19 protein-coding genes and 3 pseudogenes are annotated in these 26,814 nt (G+C 70.9%); 8 read left to right on the top strand and 14 right to left on the bottom strand.

Going from position 1 to position 26,814, the window contains the following annotated elements:
• Positions 1-158: 158 nt before the first annotated feature.
• The 7 genes and pseudogenes from M2266_RS22835 to M2266_RS22805 form a co-directional block, all read right to left on the bottom strand.
• Positions 159-1,053 (bottom strand): annotated as a pseudogene (locus M2266_RS22835) (DUF5936 domain-containing protein).
• A gap of 22 nt (positions 1,054-1,075) precedes the next feature.
• Positions 1,076-2,013 (bottom strand): annotated as a pseudogene (locus tag M2266_RS22830) (type II secretion system F family protein).
• A complete protein-coding gene (locus tag M2266_RS22825; protein WP_277439854.1) occupies positions 2,010-3,347 on the bottom strand; it encodes a CpaF family protein in 1,338 nt (445 codons plus the stop codon). The pseudogene M2266_RS22830 and the gene M2266_RS22825 overlap by 4 nt, the downstream one beginning before the upstream one ends.
• A 13-nt stretch (positions 3,348-3,360) precedes the next feature.
• Positions 3,361-3,699, bottom strand: a complete 339-nt coding sequence (locus M2266_RS22820) for a TadE/TadG family type IV pilus assembly protein (protein WP_277441311.1) — start codon at positions 3,697-3,699, stop codon at positions 3,361-3,363.
• 137 nt (positions 3,700-3,836) lie between these two features.
• Positions 3,837-5,400: pseudogene (locus M2266_RS22815) on the bottom strand (AAA family ATPase).
• Positions 5,401-5,521: 121 nt separating this feature from the next.
• Positions 5,522-6,238: a Flp pilus assembly protein CpaB gene (gene cpaB / locus M2266_RS22810; RefSeq protein ID WP_277439853.1), complete on the bottom strand. Its 717-nt coding sequence runs from the start codon at positions 6,236-6,238 to the stop codon at positions 5,522-5,524.
• 12 nt (positions 6,239-6,250) lie between these two features.
• A complete protein-coding gene (locus M2266_RS22805; RefSeq protein WP_277439852.1) occupies positions 6,251-7,213 on the bottom strand; it encodes a hypothetical protein in 963 nt (320 codons plus the stop codon).
• A 339-nt stretch (positions 7,214-7,552) separates the two neighbouring features.
• Here M2266_RS22805 and M2266_RS22800 point away from each other — a divergent pair, with 339 nt between their 5' ends.
• Positions 7,553-9,010: a glycosyl hydrolase family 18 protein gene (locus tag M2266_RS22800; protein WP_346780923.1), complete on the top strand. Its 1,458-nt coding sequence runs from the start codon at positions 7,553-7,555 to the stop codon at positions 9,008-9,010.
• Between the two features lie 80 nt (positions 9,011-9,090).
• Here the strand turns inward: M2266_RS22800 and M2266_RS22795 are convergent, their stop codons facing one another.
• A complete protein-coding gene (locus tag M2266_RS22795) occupies positions 9,091-11,754 on the bottom strand; it encodes a YfhO family protein (protein ID WP_277439851.1) in 2,664 nt (887 codons plus the stop codon).
• A 200-nt stretch (positions 11,755-11,954) separates the two neighbouring features.
• Positions 11,955-12,200 (bottom strand): hypothetical protein, encoded by a 246-nt coding sequence (locus tag M2266_RS22790; protein ID WP_277439850.1) that lies wholly within the window; start codon positions 12,198-12,200, stop codon positions 11,955-11,957.
• 354 nt (positions 12,201-12,554) lie between these two features.
• On the opposite strand from M2266_RS22790, the gene M2266_RS22785 reads away from it, so the two are divergent.
• The 3 genes from M2266_RS22785 to M2266_RS22775 are packed head-to-tail and all read left to right on the top strand — an operon-like array spanning position 12,555 to position 14,908.
• Positions 12,555-12,857 carry a hypothetical protein gene (locus M2266_RS22785; RefSeq protein WP_277439849.1) on the top strand — a complete coding sequence of 101 codons (303 nt, stop codon included), beginning with the start codon at positions 12,555-12,557 and terminating at the stop codon, positions 12,855-12,857.
• Positions 12,858-12,866: 9 nt separating this feature from the next.
• Positions 12,867-14,264: a hypothetical protein gene (locus M2266_RS22780; protein ID WP_277439848.1), complete on the top strand. Its 1,398-nt coding sequence runs from the start codon at positions 12,867-12,869 to the stop codon at positions 14,262-14,264.
• Positions 14,261-14,908, top strand: coding sequence for a hypothetical protein (locus tag M2266_RS22775; RefSeq protein ID WP_277439847.1), 648 nt, complete (start codon positions 14,261-14,263; stop codon positions 14,906-14,908). The genes M2266_RS22780 and M2266_RS22775 overlap by 4 nt, the downstream gene beginning before the upstream one ends.
• Positions 14,909-14,967: 59 nt before the next feature.
• Here the strand turns inward: M2266_RS22775 and M2266_RS22770 are convergent, their stop codons facing one another.
• The 4 genes from M2266_RS22770 to M2266_RS22755 form a co-directional block, all read right to left on the bottom strand.
• A complete protein-coding gene (locus M2266_RS22770) occupies positions 14,968-16,452 on the bottom strand; it encodes a gluconate:H+ symporter (protein ID WP_277439846.1) in 1,485 nt (494 codons plus the stop codon).
• 118 nt (positions 16,453-16,570) lie between these two features.
• On the bottom strand, positions 16,571-16,987 hold the full coding sequence (locus M2266_RS22765) for a RidA family protein (protein WP_277439845.1): 417 nt from the start codon (positions 16,985-16,987) through the stop codon (positions 16,571-16,573).
• Entirely contained in the window at positions 16,984-17,745 is a 762-nt protein-coding gene (locus M2266_RS22760; protein ID WP_277439844.1) for an IclR family transcriptional regulator, read from the bottom strand. The genes M2266_RS22765 and M2266_RS22760 overlap by 4 nt, the downstream gene beginning before the upstream one ends.
• Entirely contained in the window at positions 17,742-18,830 is a 1,089-nt protein-coding gene (locus M2266_RS22755) for a sugar kinase (protein ID WP_277439843.1), read from the bottom strand. The genes M2266_RS22760 and M2266_RS22755 overlap by 4 nt, the downstream gene beginning before the upstream one ends.
• 170 nt (positions 18,831-19,000) lie before the next feature.
• Between M2266_RS22755 and M2266_RS22750 the strand changes: the two genes are divergently transcribed.
• The 3 genes from M2266_RS22750 (at position 19,001) to M2266_RS22740 (ending at position 23,698) form a co-directional block, all read left to right on the top strand.
• Entirely contained in the window at positions 19,001-20,284 is a 1,284-nt protein-coding gene (locus M2266_RS22750; protein ID WP_277439842.1) for an alanine racemase, read from the top strand.
• Between the two features lie 198 nt (positions 20,285-20,482).
• Positions 20,483-22,126 (top strand): D-aminoacylase, encoded by a 1,644-nt coding sequence (locus tag M2266_RS22745; RefSeq protein WP_277439841.1) that lies wholly within the window; start codon positions 20,483-20,485, stop codon positions 22,124-22,126.
• 357 nt (positions 22,127-22,483) lie between these two features.
• Complete coding sequence (locus tag M2266_RS22740; protein WP_277439840.1) at positions 22,484-23,698, top strand: pyridoxal phosphate-dependent aminotransferase; 1,215 nt, start codon at positions 22,484-22,486, stop codon at positions 23,696-23,698.
• A gap of 294 nt (positions 23,699-23,992) precedes the next feature.
• Here M2266_RS22740 and M2266_RS22735 read toward each other — a convergent pair whose 3' ends face one another.
• Positions 23,993-25,804 (bottom strand): phosphoenolpyruvate carboxykinase (GTP), encoded by a 1,812-nt coding sequence (locus M2266_RS22735; protein ID WP_277439839.1) that lies wholly within the window; start codon positions 25,802-25,804, stop codon positions 23,993-23,995.
• Between the two features lie 273 nt (positions 25,805-26,077).
• Here M2266_RS22735 and M2266_RS22730 point away from each other — a divergent pair, with 273 nt between their 5' ends.
• Positions 26,078-26,776 carry a hemolysin III family protein gene (locus M2266_RS22730; RefSeq protein ID WP_277439838.1) on the top strand — a complete coding sequence of 233 codons (699 nt, stop codon included), beginning with the start codon at positions 26,078-26,080 and terminating at the stop codon, positions 26,774-26,776.
• Positions 26,777-26,814 lie beyond the last annotated feature (38 nt).

Below are 26,814 nucleotides of genomic sequence, written 5' to 3'. Positions count from 1 at the left end.
GCCTCTCACCGGTCCGGTCCGTAGCGATCCGCTCTTGATTGCAGGTGCAAATATGGTTGCGTCTGCAAAGGTACACCCGAAACCCGTGCAACCGCATCCCTTTGTGCGCCAACTGGCGCATCCAATATGGCGGTTCCGTACATGACCCATGTGCGGAATCACCCATTTCCCAGGAGATTGCCGAAGTTGATCTGAGAGCCCATGACCGTGCCCGTGATCAGCAGGATCATCGTCGCAGGCACCAACAGCATGGTGATGACCCCGGTCGCCCTCGGCACCGTCCGCGCCGCGCGGCGTCGTGCGTTCTGCGCCTCGGTCCGGCGCATGTCCTGGGCGATCTGCAGCAGCGTCCTCGCGATGGGCGCGCCCAGCTCCTCGCCCTGTTGCAGCGTGCTCACGAACTGGCTGACCTGATCGCTCTTGTTGCGCTTGCGGAGCTGGTCGAAAGCATCGCGACGGCTCACCCCCACATCTATCTGCCGCAGCGCGATGCGGATCTCGTCCGACCAAGGGCCCTTGTACACCGTGTTGACGCGCTCCAAGGCCTGACGGAAGCCCAACCCGGCGCTCACCACCACCGCCAGTACGTCCAGGAAGTCGGGGAGGGTCCGCTCGATGTCGTCGCGGCGTTTGCGGACGGCGAGCCATAGGCCCAGGTCGGCCCAACCCCATGCGTATCCGACGAGGATCAGCGCCAGGAACCAGTGGCCGCTGGTGAGGAGCGCGAACGCCGCCAACCCCCCCAGCGCCCCATAGACCGCCCTCCGCGCCGCGTACCGCTCCACCGTCAACCCGTGGGGGGTGGCCCGCGTGGTCGATCTTCATGCGCATTTTGGCGACGCGGGTGGGGCCCATCCAGCGCATGACCATGGGGGACCAGCGCATGCCGAGTTGGTCGACGGCGTTTCCGGTGCGGGTGGTTCGGGTGCTGCCTACTTCCAGGGCGAGCATCAGGTCGTCGGGGAGTTTGGCGTCGGCGCGCAGGAGGGCGACCGCGTGGACGACGCCTACCGCGCACAGTGCCACCACGGCGGCCAGGGCCAAGCCGATCATCAGCATCAATGCCACCCGCCCCTCATACGTCGATCCTCGACATCCGGCGGATCATCCAGAAACCCACCCCATACAGGCTCAGCGAAACCAGCACGCAGATGCGCCCGACGTTCGAGCCCGTCATCGCGCTCAGCGACCCCGGCATGATCTGGTTCAGCAGGAACAACGAGCCGATGCCGATGACGGGGACGGCGTACGCCGTGACCGTTACCTGGGACATCTGGGTGCGGATCTCCCTCCTCGTCTCCTTGCGCTCCTCCAGCGTGACCGTCAGGTTGCGGAGCGACTCGACGACGGAGCCGCCCGCGCGGCTCGACAGGACGAGGGTGGAGACCAGGACGATGAGTTCGCGGCTGGGGAGGCGTTCCTGCAGCTCGGCCAGGGAGTCCTCGACGGAGTGGCCCATCGCCATCGCGTCGGCGACCTTCTTGAGCTCTTCGCCCGCCGGGGCCTCCAGCTCGTCCGCCGCCATGCCGACCGCCGTGCGCAGCGCGAGGCCGGCCTGGGTGGCGTTGGCCAGGACGCGGGCGAGTTCGGGGAGTTGGGCGATGAAGCGTTCGGTGCGCACCCGGCGGCGCCACTCCAGGAAGGAGTACGCGGACCAGAAGGCGAGGATCGCGGCGATCGGCCCGAAGAACGGGGCGAGGATGACGTCGGCGACGATCCAGGCGCCGCCGACCACGCCGATGGCCGCCGCCGTGAACTGGCCGGGGGTGAGGTCGGTGCCGGTGGCGGCGAGGCGGCCCCGGCGAGGCGCCGGCCCCAGCCGGTCGCGCGCACCCGGCGGTCGAGGGCGGCGAAGGGAACGTGACGGCCGGTGTCGCCCGGCTCGCCCGCGAGGCGCTCGACGAGGGCCGCCCGTTCCGCTCGGCCGCCGGCCCAGGCGTGCAGGCCCCAGACGCCCAGCGTCAGGGCGAGCAGGGTGGCGCCGATGACGATCAGCGGGAGCTGGTCGCTCACTTGGCCTCCCTGATGTCGAGTTCCAGCTCGCTGGCGCCGACGCCGAAGGCGGCCGGGACGTGTTCACCGGCCAGGTACAGGCGCTCCGCGAGCTCGCGCGGCAGCGGGTGGTGCTCGTACCAGCCGCGGACGATGCGGTCGGCGCCGAGCGGCTCGGCGCGGAAGCGGGTCGCGCTGGTGAGGCAAAAGACGTCGCGGCCGCGGGAGGAGAGCATGGCGATCTCAACGATGCGGCGGGTGCCGTCGACGTGCCGGGTGAGCTGCACGAGGACGTCCACGGCGCTGTTGATCTGGTCGCGCAGCGCCTCGAAGGGGATCTTGACCTCGCTCATCGAGGCCAGCGTCTGCAGGCGCAGCACCGCGTCCTCGGCCGAGTTGGCGTGGACGGTGGCGAGCGAGCCGTCGTGTCCGGTGGACATCGCCTGGAGCATGTCGAGGGTCTCGCCGCCGCGGACCTCACCGACGATGATGCGGTCGGGGCGCATGCGCAGCGAGTTGCGGACGAGGTCCCGGATGGTGATGCGGCCCTCGCCCTCGACGTTCGGCGGGCGGGTCTCCAGCCGGATGACGTGGTCCTGCTGCAGCTGCAGTTCGGCGGCGTCCTCGACGGTGATGATGCGCTCGCCGTCCGGAATCAGCCCGGACAGCGCGTTGAGCAGCGTCGTCTTCCCGGACCCGGTGCCCCCGCTGACGATGATGTTGCACTTCGCGCGGACCAGCGACGAGAGCAGCATCAACATGTGCTCGTCGAGGGTCCCGAGGGCTATCAGTTCCCGAAGGGTGTAGGCGCGCGGGAAGCGCCGGATGGTGAGCGTCGGGCCGCTCAGGGAGAGCGGCGGGATGATGACGTTGACGCGCTCCCCGCTCGGCAGCCGCGCGTCGACCATCGGGTTGGACTCGTCGACGCGGCGGTTGACGGTCGAGACGATGCGTTCGATGGTCTGCAGCAGCTGCTCGGCGGACGAGAAGCGGGCGGCGACCTGCTCGACCCGGCCGCCCCGCTCGACGTAGATCTTGTCCGGCCCGTTGACCATGATCTCGGTGACGGTCGGGTCCTCGAGGAGCGGTTCCAGGATGCCAAGACCGAGCGCCTCGTCCACGACGCGGCGGATGATGCCCGCGCGCTCCTTCGTCGACAGGACCGGGCCCTCGCGGCTGATGATGTGCCCGAGCACCCGTTCCAGCCGGGCCCGCCGCTCGGCGGTGGCGAGCGCCGACATCTCGGCGAGGTCGATCTCCTGGAGCAGCTTGGTGCGGTAGACGGCCACCATGTGGCCCTCTTGGGTCTGGGGGGTGGCCTCTTCCGTGACGGCGAGGCGGGCGCGCAGGCTCATGGTGTGAGGTCTTTCATCGGGTCACGGATTCCTTCGGCATGGTCGCGCTGCGCCGCACCGGACCGAAGATGCTCACGCCGGGGATGACGGACGGGATGTCGATGACGGCGGTCGCCGTGACGGAGTCTCCGTTCTCCGAGGGGGGCGAGATGTGGGTGCCGTCGCGCAGCCAGTCGCTCACGGCGCTGCGGCCCGCGTCCGCGGCGTCCGGGTGCGGGGCGCGCAGCGCCGCCGTGCGGGCGGCGGTGCGGGCGGCGGTGCCGGCCTGGTTGGCGGCGTAGGCGACGAAGCCGAGCTGGATTCCGGCCAGGGCGATGAGCAGCAGGATCGGCAGCACGCCGAGGAACTCCAGGGACGCGGAGCCCCTTTCGCCCCGTACACGCCGTTCACGCCGTTCACGCCGTTCACGCCGTTGGCACTTTTCACGCTGTTCACGCCGTTGACGCCTTTCACCCCGTTCACGCCGTTCGTGCCACCTCCGCGTACCGGTCATCGCTTCGCCTCCTCGTCCACCGTGGACGCATGACCGTGCACCGTCAACGGAAAGTCGATGGCGCCGGGAAAGAGGACGGGGACTTTGAGGGCCACGGTGACGGTGACCTTGCCGCCGCCCCGTTCGACGGTCGTGGTGCCGTTCCACGCGCCCGGCAGGTCACGCTGCGCCGCCACGCCCGCGTCCTGGCCCACCGCCGCCGCCCGCGCCGCCTCGTCCGCCGCGTGGCCGGCGAGCGTGAACGTGTAGCCCGCGAGGACCGCCTGCCAGACCAGGATCAGGGTGATGAGGATGATCGGCGTCATGCCGAGGGTCTCCAGGATCACCTGGCCCCGGTCGTCGCGCAGAGCACCCCGCCTGCCGCGCCTGGCCGCCTTGGGCTGCGGACCGCCGACGGCGAGGCCGAGTTCGGCCGCCAGCGCCCACAGGCCCTGCTTGACGGTGGAGCGGTTGTCGAGGTCGTGGAGACGTCCGGCGTCGATGACGGGCTGGAGCTCCTTGAACGCGGCCGGCACGACCGAGCCCGCGACCTTGGTGCCGGTGATGCGGGCGACCAGGGACGGCTGGATCTCGGTGGAGCGCGTGTAGCGGTTGACGACGGCCGTGGTGTCCTGCGGCTTGCGGATCTGCAGCCGGTCCCACATCCGCACCATGCGCTTGGCCGCGCGGACGGCGACGACGTCCGGGGTGGTCACCAGCAGCGCCGTGTCAGCGGTCTCGACGGCCACCGCGTTCGCCGTGGTCAGCTGCGTGCCGCAGTCGACGACGACCACCTCGTACCGTTGCCGCAGCGCGTGCAGGACCAGCCGCACCGACCGGTCCGTGACGTCCTCGCCCCGTTCGCCCTCGCCCGGGGCGAGCAGCAGGGCGGGCCCGGACTCGTGGAGGTACATCGCGTCGTGCAGGACGCGTGACGAGATGTCGGCGATGTCGGCGAGGTCGGCCATCGAGCGGCGGAACTGGACGTCCAGGTACGAGGCGATGTCGCCACCCTGCAGGTCCAGGTCGACGAGCGCGGTGGAGCGTCCGGCGGCGTGCGCGGCCAGCGCAAGCTGGATGGCGGTCACGGTGGTACCGACTCCGCCCTTGGCGCCGGCGACGGCGACGAGGGTGCCGCCGGCCACGGCGGGCAGCGCCCGCTGCGGGCCGAGGTGGCGGCGGACACCGCTCGCCCAGGCAGCGGCCGCCTCGACCCGGGCGCCCAGCTCGTCGTACGACAGCGGCAGCCCGATGACGCCGCGCGCCCCGGAGTCCATCGCGGCGGAGAGCACGGCCGGGCTCGGGTCGGCGGTGAGCAGCACGACGCCGACGGCGGGGAAGCGGAGCGCGACCTCCCGTATCAGTTCCAGGGCGGGCATCGGGGTGATGCCGTCGTGCACGATGACGACTTCGGGCAGCTCCTCGATGCCCGTCTCGGCCGCCCGGGCGAGGGTGTCGAGCAGCAGCGTGGAGTCGGGCAAGCGCCGGGCCCGGCTCCGCGCCCGGCAGCTGGTGCAACAGACCGGCCAGCGCGCGGGCGGCATCGGGATCAGCGGTGCCGGACAGGATCCTCACGATCACGGACGGCCTCCCCAGTGGGTGGCGGCCGCCGTACGGGCGGCCTGGAACGGCACCGTCGGAACGGCGCCCTGGCGTTGGCCCCTTCGCCCCGTCACTACTGGCCCCGGCACCCCGCGCCCCCTCACCGCTTCGCTCCCGCGTCGCCCGCCAGCGTGTACGAGCGGTCGCCCTCGGCCGGGGCGCGGTTGTCACCCGGGGCGATCAGCGCCAGTCGGACGTGGCGGGCGAAGGATTCGGAGAACGCGACGCGCTGCGCGTCGGCCGCGTCGAGGGCGAAGGTGATCGGCACACCTTGGGCGGCCTGCCGTTGCGAGTCCTGGTTCTTGTCGAACGCCTTGATCTCCCCGACGTCGATGACCCGCGCCCCGGTGACGATGATCTTCGAGAGGTCGGGGTCGGTGTCCTTCTTCCCCGCGAAGGTGGCGAAGATGTTGACCTTCGCCCCCGGGGTGATCTTGCCGGCGACGCCGGTCTCCGCGTCGATCATGATGGCGATCTCCATCTGGCCCGGCTGGAGCACCGGCCTGGCCGCGACCATGCCGGACTCCAGCAGGGAGCCGCGCTTCAGCGGGATCGCCGCGACCATCCCCTGGACGGAGGCCAGGTCGCGCACGGCAGTGTCGGGCAGCCACTTCTCCGGTATCCGCACCTTCTCCAACTGCCCGGAAGTGACCGCTTGATACGCCGGTACGTCCTTGGTCAGCTGGTACGCCGTGACCTTGGGCCCGACCTCCGACCGGGCGTTGCCGATGACCGTGACGACTCCCGCGAAGGCCGCCACCGCGCACACCACGGAGACCACCAGGAGGACGACACCGCGTCGCTGACGTGAATTCATCGGCAGGCAGACCTATCGCTTATGGGGTTCGAGCTGGGGGCGGTCGGGGTTGGGCAGCGGGCGCTGGTGCTGCGGCGGCCGGCGTAACGGCTGCCCCGCGCCCGCCGTCACCTGCTGCGAACGGCCACCGGAGCCACCGGAGCCACCGGAGCCACCGGAGCGGCCCGGCCCGTCCGACGTGTCGGAGCGGTCGGAGCGGTGCGCCCCTTCGGGACGTCCGCCGAGCCGCGTCGAGCAGAAGAGGCACTGGTCGCCGATGACCTCGAGCCCGCACCAGGGGCAGGTGTCCCGGCGGACCGACGTGACCAGTTGGTACAGGATGCCGATGTCCGCGATGTACGCGGTGAACTCGACCAGCCGGCCGGTGCCCCACCAGCGCGCCGACCCGTCCGGCAGCGGCACTTCGCGGATGTGCTGGGAGTGCCAGGCGGGGGCGAGCGTGCCGGTGACCCAGCCCACGTCGAGCCCGTGCCCGGCGACCGCGAGCTGGGTGAGGAAGCCCGGCCCCGGCGGGACGGCGTCGGAACCCGCCTCGGACAGTCCCGGCTCCGGGTGGGCCATGACGGCGAAGTGCCGTCCGGGGACGAGGGACTTGAGGTGTTTGCCGACCGTGACGGGCACCCGGTCGAGCTTGCTGACCGAGCCGAGCAGCGCGCCCGAGTACAGGTAGTACGAGAGCAGTCGGGCCGCGCCCGCGAGCACGCCGGGGCCCAGGTCGGTTCCGGCCAGCTGCCGCAGCTGCTCCGCGAGCAGCGCGGCGGCGAGCGGCGGCAGGTCGACGGGGACGATCGCCATCCGGTCCGCCTCGAGCGCGGCGCGCACGGTGTGCAGCCGGCGGCGCCCGGGGTCGGCCGCGTCGGACGAGGCGAGGGCGATGAGGTGCCCGTAGGCGTCGAGCGCGGCGGAGGTGCGCGCGACATGCTGCTCGAGCGGAACGGCGAGATCGTCCGCCGTGACCGTTATGACGCTCGACATCCGCAGCCCTCCTGTCCTGCGCAAGGACCGTTCACCAGCCGGTTCGCGTGCGCAAGCCTATCGATGTGTAGCGGAATGAGTGCGGAAAGTCGCGGATCAGGATCGGTGAACGCACGGATGCGTCGCATGAACGACCCGTGACCCCCAGAGGTCTTGACAACCTCATTGGTCTGGACCAACTTGGACCCACGCAGGGCGCGTCGCCCAACCCTCTTGCGCATTCCCCACCACCCCCCAACTCCTTGCCCCCAGGAGGCAGTCGTGGAACGTGCATCTCATGCTTATCGGAGACCGAAAGTCACGCGTACGGCCCTCGCCACCGTAGGAGCCGCCTCGCTGGTGGCCGCGGGCTTCGCGATAGCCAACGTCGGGACCGCGCAGGCCGCCGACACCAATCTCATCAGCAACTCCGGCTTCGAGAGCGGACTGTCCGGCTGGACGTGCACGGCGGGCAGCGGTGCGGCCGTCTCCACCCCGGTGCACGGCGGGTCCTCGGCGCTCAAGGGCAGCCCCAGCGGCTCCGACAACGCCAAGTGTTCGCAGACCGTCAGCGTCAAGCCCAACTCCGCGTACTCGCTGAGCGCCTGGGTGCAGGGCTCGTACGTCTACCTCGGTGCCAGCGGCACGGGCACCACGGACGTCTCGACCTGGACCCCGTCCGCCGGCTCGTACCAGCAGCTGAGCACCAAGTTCACGACGGGCGCGAGCACCACCTCGGTCACCGTCTACCTCAACGGCTGGTACGCGCAGCCCGCGTACTTCGCGGACGACGTCGTCCTGACCGGCCCCGGCGGCACTCCCACGACGCCCCCGACGACCCCGCCCACCACGCCGCCGACCACCCCGCCGACGACTCCCCCCACCACCCCGCCCACCACGCCTCCCACCACCCCGCCGACCACTCCCCCGAGCGGCAGCCTGCCCAAGCACGTCCTCACCGGGTACTGGCAGAACTTCAACAACGGCGCGACGGTCCAGACCATCGCCCAGGTGCAGAACCAGTACGACATCATCGCCGTCTCGTTCGCGGACGCCTCCGGCACACCCGGAGGGGTCACCTTCAACCTGGACCCGGCACTGAACTACTCCGTCGCCCAGTTCAAGGCGGACATCGCGGCGAAGCAGGCGGCCGGCAAGCGCGTCGTGATCTCCATCGGCGGCCAGAACGGCACCGTGTCGATCAACGACTCGGCCTCCGCCACCAACTTCGCCAACAGCGTCTACTCGCTGATGCAGACGTACGGGTTCAGCGGCGTCGACATCGACCTGGAGAACGGCCTCAACTCCACCTACATGTCGCAGGCGCTGCGCAGCCTGAGCAGCAAGGCGGGCTCGGGGCTCATCATCACGATGGCGCCGCAGACGATCGACATGCTCTCCCCGTCGAGCGACTACTTCGCCACCGCGCTCAAGATCAAGGACATCCTGACCGTCGTCAACACCCAGTACTACAACAGCGGTTCGATGAACGGCTGTGACGGCGGCGTCTACTCGCAGGGCTCCGTGGACTTCATCACCTCGCAGGCCTGCACGGTCATCCAGGGCGGGCTCGACCCGTCCCAGGTCGGCCTCGGGCTCCCGGCCTCGACGAGCGGCGCGGGCTCCGGCTACGTCGACCCGTCGGTGGTCAACAACGCGATCGACTGCCTGACGAAGGGCACCGGCTGCGGCACCTTCAAGCCGGCCACCAAGTGGCCGACGCTGCGCGGCGCGATGGCCTGGTCGACCAACTGGGACGCCAAGAACGGCAACCAGTGGTCCAACTCGGTCGGCACGCACGTGCACGCCCTGCCGTAACACCCCCGCGGACCCGCTCCACGTCCGCACCTGCTCACCGCGCCCCCCGGGACGGCCACAGCCTCCCGGCGGGCGCGGTGTCATGTGGTGACGACCTGGGAACCCGCACCCTTCTCCGCGTCCCGGCGCCTGCGCGACCACCACCGGTACCCGGCCAGCGCGAGGATCCCCAGCGCCGACGCGCCGCCCACCGCGGAGCCCACCATGAGTCCCGGCGGCGTGAAGTCGCAGCTGATGGTGCGTGACGTGCCGTCCAGCGGGACCGACAGCAGGCCCAGGTGGCTGCCGGCCGGTTTGGCGGCGCCGCCGCCCACCGAGCAGCTCCACCCCTCGATCGCCGGGGCGGCGATCACGGCGACGCCCGTGCTGCCGGCCGGCAGTTCCGCGCTGAGGTGGCCGTCGGACACCGACACCCGCGTCGCGCCGGTGGTCTTCATCTCGGCCACCCGGGCGGCGAGCTTCGCCGGGTCGAGGCAGCCGATCGGCTCCTTCGGCAGCGCTCCGGCCGCCAGCGCTATGAGGTCCACCCGCACGTCGCCCGAGGGCGGCACCGTCCCCATGGGCTGGACGGTCGCGCGGTTCTGCGGCGGGCGGGCGTCGAAGTGCACCCCGTCGGAGACCCCGTGCAACCCGGCCTGCCCGGCGAAGTCCGGCACGGACAGGAACACCTCGCTGCCCGCCGGGCAGTGGGCCCGCAGCACCTGTGTGGGCCCCCACTTCCCCACCTCACGCGCGCTGACCCCGTACCGGCCGTCCAGCGTCAGTTTCGGCACCTTGCCGTCGGCGCCCCGCACCGCGACCTCGGGGATGGTGTAGACACCGGCGCCGAGCAGCGCCTCCTGGTTGCGGAACGTGTTGTCGCCGTAGGACAGCGGTCCGCCCGCCGGGCGGACGGTCACCAGCGGGGGGACGTCCATCCGCGAGACCGACACCGTCGTCGTGTACGGGCCGCGCAACGGGTGCCGGAACGGGTCCTGGTCGGAGTGCAGCCGTGCGCCGACCGCGAAGATCGCGTCCGTGACCGGCCCGTCGATGCTGCGCGGCGACCGGCCGCGCGAGGAGTAGCCGCCGCCGAGCGCGATCAGGGTGCTCGCCCAGACCTCCGAGGTGAGGCTGCTGTAGTACTGGGCGCCCTGACCGCCGACGACCAGCGGGTCGTTGCCGACCGTCTGCCAGATCCCGGGATCCGTACGGTACGCGGGCCAGCCGTCGGACCGCGCGACCGCGGCGCTCTGCACGTCCTGGCGCTGGCCCCACGGCCCGTAGTCGTCGAGCCGCCCGAGCCGCGCCTTGTCGTACGCCGCCTCCGCGACCGCCGACTCCCCCACCTGCGCGCCGACCAGCAGCACGGCGGCCAGCACCGGCGCCCAGCGGGCGATACGCCGCCGCGCCTCGGCCGTCCGCAGAAGGGCGAGGCTGCCGAGGACCAGCGCCAGCGAGGACGCCAGCAGCGGCACCGTCCAGGACTCCGTGATGACGCTGGTACTTCCGACCGCGGCCACCAGCGCGAGCAGCCCGACCCCGCCGAGCAGCGGCTTCCACCGCGGCACGCCCTGCGCGAGGGAGAGCCATCCCGCGATGACCAGAACCCCGCAGAGCACGAACGTCTGCCGGTACGAGCTGCCGTTCGGCGTGGCGAACGCGTGCCAGGCCAGGTGCGTCGGCTTCCACTGCATGGAGAGCAGCACCAGCACCACCAGCGCGCTCCAGCCGGCCCGCTCGCGCCGGGCGACGGCCGTGTTGAACGGCAGGGTCAGCGCGAGCAGCAGCGCGGCCGTGCCGACCCAGACGGCCGGTGTCTCGAAGGTGTACGTGCCCGGCAGCAGCCGCGCCAGCACGTCGGGCACCGTGGCGGGCGCGAAGGTGTTGACGCGGCCGGGGTGCGCGAGCTTCGTCGCCTTGAAGACGACGAGGATCAGCGGCGCGGCCAGCCCGATGCCGAGCAGCACCGCCGGCACGGCCCGCCCGAGTACGGCGAGTTTGCTCCGCACGTCCTCGCGGCCGAGCAGCAGCCGCAGCAGCAGGACGAGCGCGGCGCCGATCGTCGCCATGTACGCCGTGTAGAAGTTGGCCGTCCAGGCGAGGGCGACGACCAGCGGCCCGAGCACCGGACGCCGGTTCGTCAGCGCCCACTCGCCGACCAGGCACAGCAGCGGGAACGCGATGAGCCCGTCCAGCCACATCAGGTTGTACGAAGCCTCCGCCATCGACCAGCCGCACAGCGCGTACGAGGCGCCGAGCGCCCCGGCCGTCCACCAGCGGCCCTTGCGCAGCGTCAGCAGCAGGAACGCCATCGCGGCGCCCGCCGACGCCATCTTCAGGACGGTGATCACGTACACCGCAAGGTCGATCTCGTCCCGCGGGAAGAGGCCGACCAGCAGGGCGAACGGGCTGCTCAGATACGTGCCGAGGTCGGGAAGGAAGCTGGAGCCGTACCCGGACTGCCAGTTGACGAGCAGCCCGCCGTCGGCCCTGCCGTGCAGCAGGTCCCACAGGTGGGCGTGGAACGGTACGAACTGGTTGCCCAGGTCGCTGACGCTCCGGCTGTGGCGCCCGAACGGGAAGGTCGTCGCGACGGCGTCGCCCACGCAGAACGCCAGAGCGGTGATCAACGCGGCCAGAGCGGTGGCACGGCGGCGGATGTGCGGGGCGGCGGCGGGTTCCGGTCGCGTGGGGATGGTGGTGCTGGTGTCACTGATGGCGCTGTCACCAGCCCCTTTCGGGGCGGCTTCTGTCGTCGGCATGGCTTCCTCCGAAGGGGACGCTAACCCGCCCAAACCCCGGATTCGCCCTCTGAACCGAATGCCCTTTCACCCGACGCCCGCGCTTCAACGGGAGTTCATCGGGCGTTCCGTCGCCGCCGGGAACCGGCGACGGGCGGGGGAGGTCGTCGGCTTCGGGCGGTGGAGAACGGGCCGGCGCGGTAGCCCATGCTCGGGAACAGTCAGCCGGGGATCATGTCCCAGCGGAAGGTCCCCATGACGGCGTCGAACAGCTCCACCATCAGCTCGGCCAGCCGGGGTTCGTCAGCGGCGATCGGCGTCGAGAACGCCGCGGCCAGACAGCGGCCGGGGACGGCGTCGGGGAGCGGCAGCACGTAGTCCACCCGTCGGGCCTCCCCCACGACGTACTCCCGTCGCTCCTTCCGTCCCGGCACCGCCAGTTCCGACACGATGAACGAAGCGGGCAACGGTGCGGCTCCACCCCGTTGCCGCACGGGGAGGTAGAGGTCGATCCCGGCGCCGTCCCGGCGCGCACGGACGGCCAACTCCCGCAAACGGCCCTCCAAACCGGACCCGCAGCCGCGCCACCGCGTCCCCACGGGACCCGTCGAAAGCGGCCCCCACGATCCCCCGGATCGCGTCCTCGGTGCCCGCGCGCAGCGGGATCCGCCCCCAGTCGGGGGGCAGTACCAGTCGGTATCCGCCAACCGTCACAACCGCACCCTGTCCCGTCGTCCGTCGTTCCGTCGCCGATGCATGCCGGTGACCTATGCCAGAACGGATCGTTCCACAAGAACACAACCCCACAGGAGTCCGGACAAATGTCCAACACATGCACCAGCACAGCCGACTTGAAAGTCGACGGGCGCCTCCTCGACGCCTCGGAGCACTCCCTCGCCTCCATCCGAGCGGCCCTGCAACGCTGCCCCGCCACACAGGACGCGCTCGCTGACGCCGTCGGCGAGCCGCGCATGGCCGACGTCATGCACACCTTCTCGGACAACTGGAGGGACAACCGCAAGGAGACCCTCTGGAACCTCGGCCAGGTCCTCAACCTCATCCGCGAGACGAAGGCGGCCTTCGCCGCCATCGACTGCGAACTCGCCGCCCGAGCGAAGGGCTGAGCGCCCCCGATGCCCCGCCGCCCGCGCGACTGGCACCCCCTGCGCACCGAGGACCGCTACGCCGACCCCACGCCCGGCTCCCCCGACGACATCCGCACCGGCCGCCGCACCATGACCGACACCGCCGTAGAGATCCGCACGCAGATCGCCCGGCTCCGCGCCCTGTCCGACGGCACCGGCCTCAAGGGCGACTACGCGGACGCCCTCCAGGACGGCGCGGACCGCCTGCGGGAGAAGCTCGGCACGGTCGCCGACCGGTACGAGAAGGTCGCCGTCAAAGTCGCGGCCTGGGCCGAAGCAGTCGAGGACGCCCAGCACCAGACGGCCGCCGCCCACCGCGCCGCCACCGCCGCACAGGACATCATCGACCCGCTCGACGCCCTCCCCGCAGCGGATATCACCCCCACCCAAAAGAGCGATCTCGACCACGCCCGCGCGTCACTCGTCCGTGCACAGGCCGCCTTCGACGGCGCGATCGGCGACTACGCCTCCGACGCGCGCCGCCTCTCCGGCGCGATCGAGGAGCTCCTGGACGATTCGCTGGAGGATTCGTACTGGAGCTGGGCCTCCAACCTCCTCGAACGCAACGCCGCGTGGATCAACGAAGCGCTGGAGATCATCGGCTGGATCGCCACCGTCGTGGCCATCGCCGCCGTCCTCATCGCCTGCGCCCCCACCGCCCCGGCGTGGCTCGCCCTGGCCGCCTCCTGGGCCATCGCCGGAGCGGAAGCCGCCACGTACGGCACCGCCCTGGTCCACACCGCCCTGGCCGCCACCGGCAACGGCACGTGGGCCGATGTCGGCCTCGACATCGTCGCCATCCTCACGCTGCGCATGGGCAAGGCGGCGGAACAGGGGGTGACGGCGGGCGTGGACGCCACGCGGGTTGCCTCGCGGCAGGCGGCGAAGGACGCCGTGGCGGCATCGAGGGCGGGGCAGGGCGAAGCCCGGCAGGAGATCGCGCGTGAGCTGCGCAATCGGAGTATTCCGAAGCCACGACGGCAGTTCCTGGAGCGCCAGCTCAAACGTATGAACGCGCAAGCCCGCGCAGCGGCGAAGTATCCGTCGCAGCACGAACCGGAGGTTTCGGCGGCCGACGTTTTCAACGCAGGAGGATCCCGCGAGTCCGCAGTTGCCCGGAAGGTCAATGCGCATGAACTCGCCAAGCACGCCGATAATTCGGCGCTGCGGGAAGCGACGCAGCGTGTCGAAGGCCACGCAGTAAGAAACCGGAGAGCATTCGTGATTGGTTCAACGGCCGACCTCGCTGACAAGAGCAGCGGTAGCAGCGGAATCTTCGAATGGAAGCCCAGTTTGACGTCTTACGACGACGCGAAGAGCTCCTTCCAGTTCCATACCAGTTGGCTCGATCCCGACATCGGGATCACCTCAGGAGCGAAAGCATGAGCTGGGTCGACACGTACTACTCGTTGGACCTGTGGGCTGACATCACGCCATCTGTCGTGTCGCCCGAAACTTCTTGGGGTACGCGGGACATGTGGGCTCGATCGACGGCCGAAACAGTTCTGGTGCTGCGTGGTCAACCACATCGATGGCTCGCGAATCGGCGCCTGGCCAAACGACTTCTGCGGACCTACGACGTCTACGCCAGGCAGCCGCTCGGCAAACACACATATATCCACCTGGGAAACCTGCGGCAGCAATACCTACCTGTCACCGTCTCCTACGGTCCCGCCGAAGGCGATCGACGTGGCGCGCTCAGACGCCTCTGCCGCGCCGACGATCCCGAACTCCTCCGCCCGCCCCAACTCGACACCTTCCACGCCGGCCACCTCGGCGAGGGCCTCAAAGCCCTGGGGCACGTCGTGCTCGACGACAACGAGATCGTCGCCAACCTCTGGTACGCCTTCCGCGACGAGACGCACCAACTCGACGTCGTCGTGTTCGCCTCGACGGGTGATCTGGTGCGGCTGAACCAGATCGGGCCCGACATCGATGCCCTCGTGCACGGCATCAAGGTGCGGGCGGATGACGAGGAGGGGTGGTGGGCGGGGGTCGCTGATGACATTCCCGCGGATATCGACGGCTGAACGTGAAGAAAGGGATGGCCCGGCCCGCCCGGGGCCGGGCCATCCCCCTCCCCCTCCCCCTAGATAACAAGGCTGAGGGCCGCGGCCACCGCGAAGCCCGACACCGAGAGGACGGATTCCAGGACCGTCCAGGACTTGAGGGTGTCGCGTTCGGAGATGCCGAAGTACTTGGAGACCATCCAGAACCCGCCGTCGTTGACGTGTGAGGCGAAGATGGAGCCCGCGGAGATCGCCATGATGACCAGGGCCAGGTGGGCCTGGGAGAAGTCGCCCGCGGAGAGCATGGGGGCGACGATTCCGGCCGTGGTGACGATGGCGACGGTCGCGGAGCCCTGGGCGACTCGCAGGACCACCGAGATCAGCCAGGCCAGAACGATGATCGGCAGGCCCGCGCTGTCGAAGGCGTCGGCGAGCGCCTGAGCGACCCCGCTGCCCTTGAGGACGGCGCCGAAGACCCCGCCCGCGCCGACCACCAGCAGGATGTTGCCGACCGGCTTGAGCGAGGCCGTCGAGACGGTTTCGAGGGACTTGCGGGACCAGCCGCGGCGGATGCCGAGCAGGTAGTAGGCGAGGAAGAGGGCGATCATCAGGGCCACGAAGGGGTGGCCGAAGAACTCGATCACCGATCGGCCGGTGCTCGGGTCCAGGGCGATGGAGGAGAACGTCGCGCACAGGATGAGGAACAGCGGGGTGCCGATGATGGCGAGGACCGTGCCGAGCGAGACGGGGGTCTCGACGGGGGTGACGCCCGCGGCCTGCTGCTCGGCGGCGACGGCCGCCTTCGCCTCGTCGGCGGCGTCGACCATGTCCTGCGGAACCGGGACGAAGATGCGCTGCCCGATCCAGGCCGCGTAGACCCAGGCGGCGATGACGGACGGGATGCCGACGGCGGCGCCCATCAGGATGACCCAGCCGAGCTGGACGTGCAGCAGTCCGGCGGCGGCGACCGGGCCCGGGTGCGGGGGCAGGAACGCGTGGGTCATGGAGAGGCCCGCGAGCAGCGGCATCGCGTAGAGGACCATCGACTTGCCGTTGCGCTTGGCCGCGGCGTAGACGATCGGCGCGAGGACGAAGATGCCGACGTCGAAGAAGACCGGTATACCGAAGATGAGGCCGGTCAGGCCCATCGCGATCGGGGCGCGCTTCTCACCGAAGGCGCTGAGCAGGCGGCCGGAGAGGGCTTCGGCGCCGCCGGATATCTCCAGGATCGCGCCGAGCATCGTGCCCAGCGCGATGATGATCGCGATGTGGCCGAGGGTGCCGCCCATGCCGGTCTCGATGAGTGACGTGGCGCTGGACTTCTGCACCGTGCCGAAGAGTTCGGTGACGGACAGGCCCGCGGCGAGGCCGACGGCGATGGAGACGCCGAGCAGCGCGACGAACGGCTGGACGCGCGCCTTGATGATGAGCAGGAGCAGGAGGCCGATGCCGAGGGCGGCGACGGTCAGCAGTCCGGCCGTGCCGTGGATCAACAGGAGCAGGCCGCCGGTGTGCGGTACCGGTGGTGGTGGGTCCGCGGCGAGGGTGGTGAGCGGTGAGAACACGTGGGGACTCCGTATTCGGTGTGCGGGCAGGGGGGACCGCGGCATGGCGCCCGTGGTGTGGGCGCCGTGCCGTGCGGCGGCTGGGGGTCGGTGGTGCGGTGCTGCAAGGGGAAGCGGATCAGCCGAGGACGGCCAGCGCGTCGATCTCGATCAGCAGGCCGGCGGGGAGGCCGACGTAGACGGTGGTGCGGGCCGACGGGGCTTCCTTCAGGCCGGCGAAGTACTCGTTGTAGATCGTGTTGAACTCGGCGAAGTGCGCGGTGTCCGTGAGGTAGACGCGCGTCATGATGACGTCCTCCCAGGAGGAGCCGCCCTCTTCGAGGATCGCCTGGACGTTCGCGAACGTCTGGAGGGTCTGTTCGCGGAGGGTCGGTCCCGCGGGGGTGGGGGCCTGGCCGTCCACCCCCGGCAGGAAGCCGACCTGGCCGGCGACCTGGAGGAGGTTGCCCTTGCGCACGCCGTGCGAGAACTTGGCGGGCGGGGTGGTGTGGGTCGCCGGGGTGATGGCGGTCTTGGTGGCGTTCGTGTCGCTCATGGGGTGTCCTTCGAAACGGTGTTGCCTGAGTACTCCCGGCTGATGGCCTCCGCGGTACGGAGGATCAGCGGGCGCAGTTTGAGCAGTTCGTCGGCAGTGACGACGACGTTCGGCGCGGAGACGGACATCGCCGCGGCGATCCTGCCGTCCGCGCCCCTGATGGGGGCGCCGACGCAGTTGATGGATTCCTCGTGGCCGCCGAGGTCGGTGGCCCAGCCCTGGTCGCGCACGCGCAGCAGCTCGGTGAGGAAGGCGGCCGCGTCGGGTGTCGACCTGGCCGTGTACTTGGGGTATTCGAGGCGCTCGGCGATGGAGCGGCGCTCGGCTTCGGGGAGGTCGGACAGGAGCAACTTGGCGACGGCGGCCACGGTGATCGCGACGGGCTTGCCGATCCGCGAGTACATCCGTACCGGGTACCGGCTCTCGACCTTGTCGATGTAGACGACCTCGCCCTCCTCGTAGACCGCGAGGTGGACGGTGTGGCCGATCTTCTCGTTGAGCGCGAGGAGATGCGGGTGGGCGATCTCCCGCACGTCCAGCGTCTCCATGGCCTGCTGGGCGAGGGCGAAGAGCCGGGCGCCGAGCCGGTAGCGCTGGTCCTCCTGGCGGTAGACCATGCCGTGTTCGTGCAAAGTGCGCAGCAGCCGGAGTGCCGTGGACTTGTGGACGTCGAGGCGGGTGGCCACCTGTTCGAGGTTGGCGGGTCCCTCCGCGAGCAGCGGCAGGATGCGCAGCGCGCGGTCGACTGTTTGGCTCATCTGTCCTTCTCCGTCCGTCCGGCCCGAGCCGTCTGTCGGGCCGGTCCCGTCCCACCGGTCCGGTCCGTCCGTGCGGCCGGTTCCGTCCCACCGGCCCGGTCCGTCCATCCGGGGCCCAGGCGCAGTGTCCCCCACGCTTCGTCGCCGAGGGCGACAAGGGCGTCGGCGTGGGCGCGGGCGGGTGGCGTGCCGAGGTCGCCGGGGACGGTGAGGGCGGCGGCGGCCATGACGTGCCCGTGGCGGAGCCGGTCGGCGAGGGGCAGTCCGCGCAGGGTGGCGGAGAGGAACCCGGCGGCGAACGCGTCGCCCGCGCCGACCGGCTCGACGACGTCGACACCGAGCGCGGGGACGAAGGTCGCGGTGTCGCCCGTGAACGCGGTGGCGCCCGCGCTGCCCTGCTTGACGACGAGGACGGTGGGCTCGGGGAGCGCGGTGCGGATGGCGGCCGCGTCGGCCAGCCCCCAGGCGTCCTGCGCCTCGTCCTCGCCGACGAAGACGATGTCGCAGCCGCGGGCGAGTTCCGCGAGCAACCAGGGGTCGTCGCCGGTGCGCCACAGGGCCGGGCGGAAGTTCACGTCGTAGGAGACGAGGGGCCGGCCCGGTTCGCGCGCGACCAGGGAGCGCATCAGGGCGCGGCACTCGGGCGACAGCGCGGCGGTGATGCCGGACAGGTGCAGGATGCGGCCGGACCAGGCGTCGCGGCGGTGCACGGTCTCCGGGGACATGGCGGCGGCCGCGGAGCCGGCGCGGTAGTAGAGCACGGCGGTGCGGTCCGCCAGTTGCTCCTTGAAGTAGATGCCGGTGGGGCGGTCGGCGTCGCGCTGGACGGCGGTGACGTCGACACCGGTCGCGGCGACGGCGCGGATCAGGTGGTCGCCGAAGCCGTCGCCGCCGACCCGGCTGATCCAGCGGGCACTGTGACCGGAGCGGGCCAGCGCGCAGGCGACGTTCGACTCGGCGCCGCCGATCCCACGGTGGAAGGCGGGTACGTCGGCGAGGCTGCCGGGCTGCGAGGGCACGAAGGTGACCATGGACTCGCCAAGGCACGCCACATCGAACTGCGGGCCGCTCGGGACTGCGGTCACGGTCGCTCTCGCTCCTCATGGGGGTCCGGCCCCTGCGGGCCATGGCCGGCGCTTCACACACCGTTGACCCGGTGCTTGCCGGGATGTTAGACAGCTCAAAGCAAGACATGCAATGGACGTTGCATATGTTGCAACACAAAGGTCCGCGCAGAGATTCTCCAGGAGGTTCCATGGACGTCGCGAAGACGACCGAGCGGCTGCACGAGGAGCAGGTCGGCCACCGCTTCAAGGGCCTGCCGCCGGACGCCGCGGAGCTGACCCTCGGCGAGCTGGCGGCCGAGCGGCGCTCACTCTTCGACGGCGGCTTCACCACTCCGGTGCTCACGCTGTCCGCCGAGTCCCTGGAGCACAATCTCGCGCTGATGGAGAGCTACTCCGAGAAGTACGGCCTCGCCTTCGCCCCGCACGGCAAGACGTCCATGGCGCCGCAGCTCTTCGCCCGCCAGATCGCCTACGGCGCCTGGGGCATCACGGCCGCCGTCCCCACCCAGGTCCGGGTGTACCGCGCCTTCGGCGTCCAACGGATCTTCCTCGCCAATGAGTTGGTCGACGCCGCCGCGCTGCGCTGGCTCGCCGCCGAACTCGCCGCCGACCCGGACTTCCGCTTCGCCTGCTACGTCGACTCCGTACGCGGCGTGGAACTGATGGACGCGGCGCTCGCGGCCGCCGATGGTGCCCGGCCCGTCGACGTCGTCGTGGAGCTGGGCGAGGAGGGCGGCCGGACCGGCGTCCGCGGTGCCGCGGCGGCCGCCGAGGTCGCCGACGCCGTCGGCGCCGCCCGCCACCTGCGGCTCGTCGGAGTCGCCGGGTACGAGGGCGAGATCCCCGTCAAGACCCCGGAGACCGTCCGCGGCTGGCTGAACCGGCTCGTCGCCCTCACCCGGGACTTCGACGCCGCCGGACGCTTCGCGGACGCCGACGAGATCATCCTCAGCGCGGGCGGCAGCGGGTGGTTCGACGCGGTCGCCGAGGTCTTCCAGCCGGTGGAGGCGGGGAGCTTCTCGAAGCCGCTGCTCAAGCTGCTGCGCTCGGGCGCGTACATCACCCATGACGACGGCCACTACCGCGAGATCACCCCGTTCCACGACCGCATCCCCGAGGAAGGCGCCCTGCGGCCCGCGTTCCGGCTGTGGGCCCAGGTCGTCTCGAAGCCGGAGGCAGCCCTCGCCTTCCTCAACGCGGGCAAGCGCGACGCGTCCTTCGACCTCGGGCTGCCGGAACCCCAGGTCGTCCGCGGCACGGACGGCGCGCTGCGCCCGGCCACCGGGCTGACGGTGACGGCCCTGTCCGACCAGCACGCCTTCGTCGCCATCGCCCCCGGCGCCGGTCTGGAGATCGGCGAATGGGTCGGCCTCGGCCTCTCCCACCCCTGCACGGCCTTCGACAAGTGGAAGCTGCTGCCCATGGTCGAGGGGAACGGCACGGTCACGGACTACATCCGCACGTTCTTCTAGTGCTCTGGCCGGAAGGGTTCGCCTGGTTCGCGGCGTCCGGCGTGGTGCGTCGCACGGCGGAGGATCGTCCTCGTACGGGGCGTACTCGGACGACTTCGACAACGCGGCGAAGTGCCGTGCCGGGCGTCGCGAACCGGTGAACCTTCCGGCCAAAGCACTCGTCACGTCACCCGTCCGAGCAGAGGAAAGGCACCGGCAATGGATCTCGTGTTCCGCGACGTGAGCGTCATCGACGGGAGCGGCGAGGCCGCCTACCCGGCCGACGTCGGCATCGGCGGGGGCCGGATCACCGAGATCCGGCGCGAGGACGAGGCGCGCTCCGGGGGCGGTCGGCTGACCGGGACCCGCGTCGTCGACGCGGGCGGTCTGGCGCTCGCCCCCGGCTTCATCGACATGCACGCGCACAGCGATCTGGCCCTGCTGCGGGACCCCGACCACTCCGCGAAGGCGGCCCAGGGCGTGACGCTGGAGGTGCTGGGGCAGGACGGGTTGTCGTACGCGCCCGTCGACGACCGCACCCTCGCCGAGGTCCGCGCGCAGATCACCGGGTGGAACGGCGACGGCTCGGACATCGACTTCGACTGGCGCAGCGTCGGCGAGTACCTGGACCGGCTCGACCGGGGCATCGCGGTGAACGCCGCCTACCTCGTCCCGCAGGGCACCGTACGGATGCTGACGCTGGGCTGGGAGGACCGCCCGGCCACGGCGGCCGAGGTCGCCACGATGAAGCGGCTGGTGGCGGAGGGGCTGGAACAGGGCGCGGTCGGGCTGTCCTCCGGGCTGACGTACACGCCGGGGATGTACGCGTCGGACGCCGAACTCACCGAGCTGTGCCGGGTGGTGGCGGCGTACGACGGCTACTACTGCCCGCACCACCGCTCCTACGGGGCCGGCGCGCTGCAGGCGTACGAGGAGATGGTGGCGCTGACCCGGGACGCCGGCTGCGCCCTGCACCTGGCGCACGCGACCATGAACTTCGGGGTGAACAAGGGCAGGGCCCCGGAGCTGCTGGCGCTGCTGGACCGCGCCCTGGACGCGGGCTCCGACATCTCGCTCGACACGTACCCCTACCTCCCCGGCTGTACGACGCTCGCGGCGATGCTGCCGAGCTGGGCGACGGAAGGCGGCCCGGAGGCGACGCTCGCGCGGCTGCGGGACGACGTGACGGCGGAGCGGATCCGCCACGTGATGGAGGTCGAGGGGGCTGACGGCTGCCACGGCGTGCCGATGGACTGGGCGACGATCGAGGTCTCCGGGGTGAGCGACCCGGGGCTCGCGGGCTGCGTCGGCAGGACCGTCGCGCGCAGCGCGGCCGAGCGCGGCGAGGAGCCGTTCGTCACTGCCCGGCGGCTGCTGATCGCCGACCGGCTGGGGACGACGATCCTGCAGCACGTCGGCCACGAGGAGAACGTCCGGGCGATCATGCGGCACCGCGTCCACACCGGCGGCAGCGACGGCATCCTGACGGGCTACAAGCCGCACCCGCGCGCTTACGGGACCTTCCCCGAATACCTGGGCAAGTACGTGCGCGAGCTGGGTGTCCTCTCCCTGGAGGAGTGTGTCGCGCACCTCACCTCCCGCCCGGCCGCCCGGCTGCGGCTGCCCGACCGCGGCCTGGTCCGCGAGGGCTACCGGGCGGACCTGGTCCTCTTCGACCCGGCAACCGTGGCAGCCGGCTCCACCTTCGCCGCCCCCCGCGCCCTGCCGACCGGCATCCCGCACGTCCTCATCGACGGCCGCTTCGTGATCGAGGACGGGCGGCGGACGGACGTCCTGGCGGGCCGGTCGGTACGGCGGGAGACGGGCGCTGTCAGCGGGAGCGCCCGGCCCGTTCGCGGCTGAGCTGGTGGACCCCGGCCAGACGGTCTGCACGCCGGGCGCTTCGCCCAGCCGGGCGTCGACCGGCCGCAGCCGGCTGCTCCTGCCCATCCCCCGGCCGGCGTCGACCGCCAGGGTGAACGGTGTGGAGCCCCGGGACGCGACGAGCAGCCCCGCCCGTTGTTCGGCGACCCGTCCCGCGGCCAGCAGATCGCGTCCGGGGGCAAAGACGCTCGTCGCTGAGGTGGGAGTACAGCAGTGGTGCGGGGCGAGACAAGTGGGGCGACGCTACCGGGCCAGGGTGGCAGCGGGGCTCCCGCCCGTCCCGACGTGGCGAAAAACACCGGGCGGGCAGCCGTACGCGCCCGTAAGGTGACGGGCATGCAGCAGGTGATCCAGTCCACGAAGCTCGCGAATGTCTGTTACGAGATCCGGGGCCCGGTCCTCGAAGAGGCGATGCGGCTCGAGGCGGCGGGCCACCGCATCCTCAAGCTCAACACCGGCAATCCGGCGCCCTTCGGTTTCGAGTGCCCGCCCGAGATCCTCGAGGACATGCTGCGCACCCTGGGCAGCGCGCATGGGTACGGCGACGCGAAGGGCCTCCTCTCGGCGCGCCGGGCGGTGATGCAGCACTACCAGACCAAGGGCATCCCGCTGGAGGTCGACGACGTCTACCTCGGCAACGGCGTCTCCGAGCTCATCCAGATGTCGATGCAGGCACTGCTCGACGACGGTGACGAGGTGCTGGTCCCCGCGCCCGACTACCCGCTGTGGACGGCGTCGGTCTCGCTGGCCGGCGGTACCGCGGTGCACTACCGCTGCGACGAGCAGGCCGACTGGATGCCGGACCTCGCGGACATCGAGCGCAAGGTCACCGACCGCACCAAGGCCATCGTCATCATCAACCCGAACAACCCGACGGGCGCCGTCTACGACGACGAGATGCTGCGCGGCCTCACGGACATCGCGCGCCGCCACAAGCTGATCGTCTGCTCCGACGAGATCTACGACAAGATCCTTTACGACGGCGCCACCCACACCCCGACCGCGGCCATCGCCCCGGACCTGCTGACCCTGACGTTCAACGGGTTGTCCAAGGCGTACCGGGTGGCGGGGTACCGCAGCGGCTGGATGGCGGTGTGCGGGCCCAAGGCGCACGCCTCCAGCTACATCGAGGGTCTGACGATCCTGGCCAACATGCGGCTGTGCGCCAATATGCCCGCGCAGCACGCGATCGCCACCGCGCTCGGCGGCCACCAGTCGATCAACAGCCTCATCCTGCCGGGCGGCCGGCTGCTGGCGCAGCGCGACGCCGCCTATGACGCGCTCACCCAGATCCCCGGCGTCACCTGCGTCAAGCCGAAGGGCGCGCTCTACCTGTTCCCCCGGCTGGATCCGAGCGTCTACAAGATCAAGGACGACCGGCAGATGGTCCTCGACCTGCTGCGCGCGGAGAAGATCATGGTCGTGCACGGCACCGGCTTCAACTGGCACGAGCCGGACCACTTCCGCATCGTGACGCTGCCGTACGCCGACGACCTGACGGAGGCGGTCGCGCGCATCGCGCGCTTCCTGGACGGTTACAGCCAGCCGTGACGCCGGCGGCGGGCGGTCGTGCCGGCGGCGGCCGCCGGCCCCGGTCGGCATCCCGCCTGCCCCGCCGGAAACACCCGAGGGCCCGGTCACGACGCGAGTCGTGACCGGGCCCTCGGGGTGAGGGTTGGCACCGGTCCGTCCGGCAGACGGTCTTGGTCGGGGTGTCTGCCGTGCGGTCGGGCCGCGCCACCGGGCAGGCCACCCGCATCGCACATGCGGGTGGTCTGCCCGAGTTCGTGTCTCCGAGCCCGGCGGGGGCACCCGTGAGGGGGGAACCGCGCCGGAGGCGGGTCGTCAGCCGAGGCGGGCGACCAGCGCGCGGTACTCGTCCCACAGTTCCTTCGGGGTGTGCTCGCCGAAGGTCTCCAGGTGGGCGGGGATCAGGCCGGCCTCGTCGCGCCAGACCTCGAGGTCGACGGAGAGCAGCAGGTCCAGGTCCTCCTGCGAGATGTCGAGCCCCTCGGTGTCGAGGGCGCCGGCGGCCGGGAGGATGCCGATGGGCGTCTCGACGCCCTGGCCCTCACCGTTGAGGCGCTCGACGATCCACTTCAGGACCCGGCTGTTCTCGCCGAAGCCCGGCCACACGAAGCGGCCGCCGGCGTCCTTGCGGAACCAGTTGACGTAGTAGATCTTCGGCAGCTTGGCGGCGTCGGCCTGCTGGCCGATCTTGATCCAGTGGCCGAAGTAGTCGCCCATGTTGTAGCCGCAGAACGGCAGCATGGCGAACGGGTCGCGGCGCAGCTCGCCGACCTTGCCCTCGGCGGCGGCGGTCTTCTCCGAGGCGATGTTGGAGCCGATGAAGACGCCGTGCTGCCAGTCGAAGGACTCCGTGACCAGCGGCACCGCGCTGGCGCGGCGGCCGCCGAAGAGGATCGCGGAGATCGGCACGCCCTTGGGGTCCTCCCACTCGGGCGCGATGGTCGGGCACTGCGAGGCCGGAACCGCGAAGCGGGCGTTGGGGTGCGCGGCCGGGGTGCCGGACTCCGGCGTCCAGTCGTTGCCCTTCCAGTCGATGAGGTGGGCCGGCGGCTCCTCCGTCATGCCCTCCCACCAGACGTCGCCGTCGTCGGTCAGGGCGACGTTGGTGAAGACCGTGTTGGCGTACATGGTCTTCATGGCGTTGGCGTTGGTGTCGTCGCCGGTGCCGGGCGCGACGCCGAAGAAGCCGGCCTCGGGGTTGATCGCGTACAGCTGGCCGTCCTCGCCGAAGCGCATCCAGGCGATGTCGTCGCCGACGGTCTCGACGGTCCAGCCGGGGATGGTCGGCTGCAGCATCGCGAGGTTGGTCTTGCCGCAGGCGGAGGGGAACGCGGCCGCGATGTACTTGGCCTCGCCGGTCGGCGGGGTCAGCTTGAGGATCAGCATGTGCTCGGCGAGCCAGCCCTCGTCGCGGGCCATGACGGAGGCGATGCGCAGCGCGTAGCACTTCTTGCCCAGCAGGGCGTTGCCGCCGTAGCCGGAGCCGTAGGACCAGATCTCGCGGGTCTCGGGGAAGTGCGAGATGTACTTGGTGGTGCTGCACGGCCACGGCACGTCGGCCTGGCCCTCGGCCAGCGGCGCGCCGACGGAGTGCACGGCCTTGACGAAGAAGCCGTCGTCGCCGAGGTCGTCCAGGACGGCCTTGCCCATGCGGGTCATGGTGCGCATGGCGACGGCGACGTACGCGGAGTCGGTGATCTCGACGCCGTTGGCGGAGAGCGGGGAGCCGACCGGGCCCATGCAGAACGGGACGACGTACATGGTGCGGCCGCGCATGGAGCCGCGGAACAGGCCCTGGTCGCCCGAGAAGATCTCGTGCATCTCCGCGGGGGCTTTCCAGCGGTTGGTGGGGCCGGCGTCCTGCTCGCGCTCGGAGCAGATGAACGTACGGTCCTCGACGCGGGCCACGTCGGTGGGGTCGGAGGCGGCGTAGTAGGAGTTCGGGCGCTTGTTGGGGTCGAGCTGCTTGAAGGTGCCGTTCGCCACGAGGTCGTCACAGAGGCGCTGGTACTCGGCCTCCGAGCCGTCGCACCACACGATCTCGTCCGGCTGGGTGATTTCGGCGATCTCGCCGACCCAGGCGATCAGGTCCTTGTGATTGGTGGGAGCCGCAATTTCGCGCGCCACGATCGCTCCGTCCCGCCGAATTTGCACAGATTCGGCGTCAGATTTGAGGGTTTTGCGGACTCTAGTCCTGCAGTCCGCATGGTGGAACTACCTCGGCCCCTTGGGGGCTGCGACCCGGACACCACGTGGCCGCTCATCCGGTGCCGACCTCACTCATATGAGTGTCAGGGGAGAAAACCCGATCTGTCCAGGGCGCGAAGGGTGAGCATCGCCACTTCCACCCACCAAAGCTACGGTGCCGTAACCTACGGTGCCGTAGGTAGGATTGACGCTATGGACCCCGTCGAGGAGACTTCCGCTGTGTCCCAAGCCGTAGAAGAGGTCGACCCGCCCGCCCTGTTGAAGCCTCTGCTCAGGGGATGGATCCACGCCGGTATGTTCCCGGCGGTGCTCATCGCGGGAGTGGTGCTGACCGCTTTCGCGGAGAGCACCCGGGGACGCATCGCCTGCGGCGTCTTCACCGTGACGGCCTGCGCGCTGTTCGGTGTGAGCGGCCTGTACCACCGTGGAACCTGGGGCCCGCGAGGCGAGGCGATCCTGCGCCGCCTCGACCACTCCAACATCTTCCTGATCATCGCCGGCAGCTACACGCCCCTCGCGATCCTGCTGCTCCCGTCGAACAAGGCGACCCCGCTGCTGTGGTTCGTCTGGGCCGGCGCACTGGCCGGCATCGCGTTCCGGGTCTTCTGGGTCGGCGCCCCGCGCTGGCTCTACACCCCCTGCTACATCGCGCTCGGCTGGGCGGCCGTCTTCTACCTGCCGGACTTCCTGCGCACCGGCGGCATCGCCGTGCTGATCCTGGTGGTCGTCGGCGGGCTCCTCTACAGCGCGGGCGGCGTCATCTACGCCCTCAAGCGGCCCAATCCGTCGCCCCAGTGGTTCGGCTTCCACGAGGTCTTCCACTCCCTGACGCTGGCGGCCTTCGCCGCCCACTACGTCGGGATCTCGCTGGTGGCCTACCAGCACGCGTGACCGCCGCGGGGCCCTGGACTCCGGCTCATGCCCCGCTC

Origin of the sequence: Streptomyces sp. SPB162, from assembly GCF_029504575.1 — a bacterium.
Lineage (GTDB): Bacteria > Actinomycetota > Actinomycetes > Streptomycetales > Streptomycetaceae > Actinacidiphila.
This window is presented reverse-complemented; position numbering and strand designations above follow the sequence as displayed.

Excerpts from the sequence above, each read along its gene's own strand:
- M2266_RS22730 (WP_277439838.1), top strand. The coding sequence starts at position 26,078 with ATGGACCCCGTCGAGGAGACTTCCGCTGTGTCCCAAGCCGTAGAAGAG.
- M2266_RS22745 (WP_277439841.1), top strand. The coding sequence starts at position 20,483 with ATGGATCTCGTGTTCCGCGACGTGAGCGTCATCGACGGGAGCGGCGAG.
- M2266_RS22775 (WP_277439847.1), top strand. The coding sequence starts at position 14,261 with ATGAGCTGGGTCGACACGTACTACTCGTTGGACCTGTGGGCTGACATC.
- M2266_RS22765 (WP_277439845.1), bottom strand. The coding sequence starts at position 16,987 with ATGAGCGACACGAACGCCACCAAGACCGCCATCACCCCGGCGACCCAC.
- M2266_RS22795 (WP_277439851.1), bottom strand. The coding sequence starts at position 11,754 with ATGCCGACGACAGAAGCCGCCCCGAAAGGGGCTGGTGACAGCGCCATC.
- M2266_RS22750 (WP_277439842.1), top strand. The coding sequence starts at position 19,001 with ATGGACGTCGCGAAGACGACCGAGCGGCTGCACGAGGAGCAGGTCGGC.
- M2266_RS22805 (WP_277439852.1), bottom strand. The coding sequence starts at position 7,213 with ATGTCGAGCGTCATAACGGTCACGGCGGACGATCTCGCCGTTCCGCTC.
- M2266_RS22760 (WP_277439844.1), bottom strand. The coding sequence starts at position 17,745 with ATGAGCCAAACAGTCGACCGCGCGCTGCGCATCCTGCCGCTGCTCGCG.
- cpaB (WP_277439853.1), bottom strand. The coding sequence starts at position 6,238 with ATGAATTCACGTCAGCGACGCGGTGTCGTCCTCCTGGTGGTCTCCGTG.
- M2266_RS22740 (WP_277439840.1), top strand. The coding sequence starts at position 22,484 with ATGCAGCAGGTGATCCAGTCCACGAAGCTCGCGAATGTCTGTTACGAG.
- M2266_RS22825 (WP_277439854.1), bottom strand. The coding sequence starts at position 3,347 with ATGAGCCTGCGCGCCCGCCTCGCCGTCACGGAAGAGGCCACCCCCCAG.
- M2266_RS22780 (WP_277439848.1), top strand. The coding sequence starts at position 12,867 with ATGCCCCGCCGCCCGCGCGACTGGCACCCCCTGCGCACCGAGGACCGC.
- M2266_RS22785 (WP_277439849.1), top strand. The coding sequence starts at position 12,555 with ATGTCCAACACATGCACCAGCACAGCCGACTTGAAAGTCGACGGGCGC.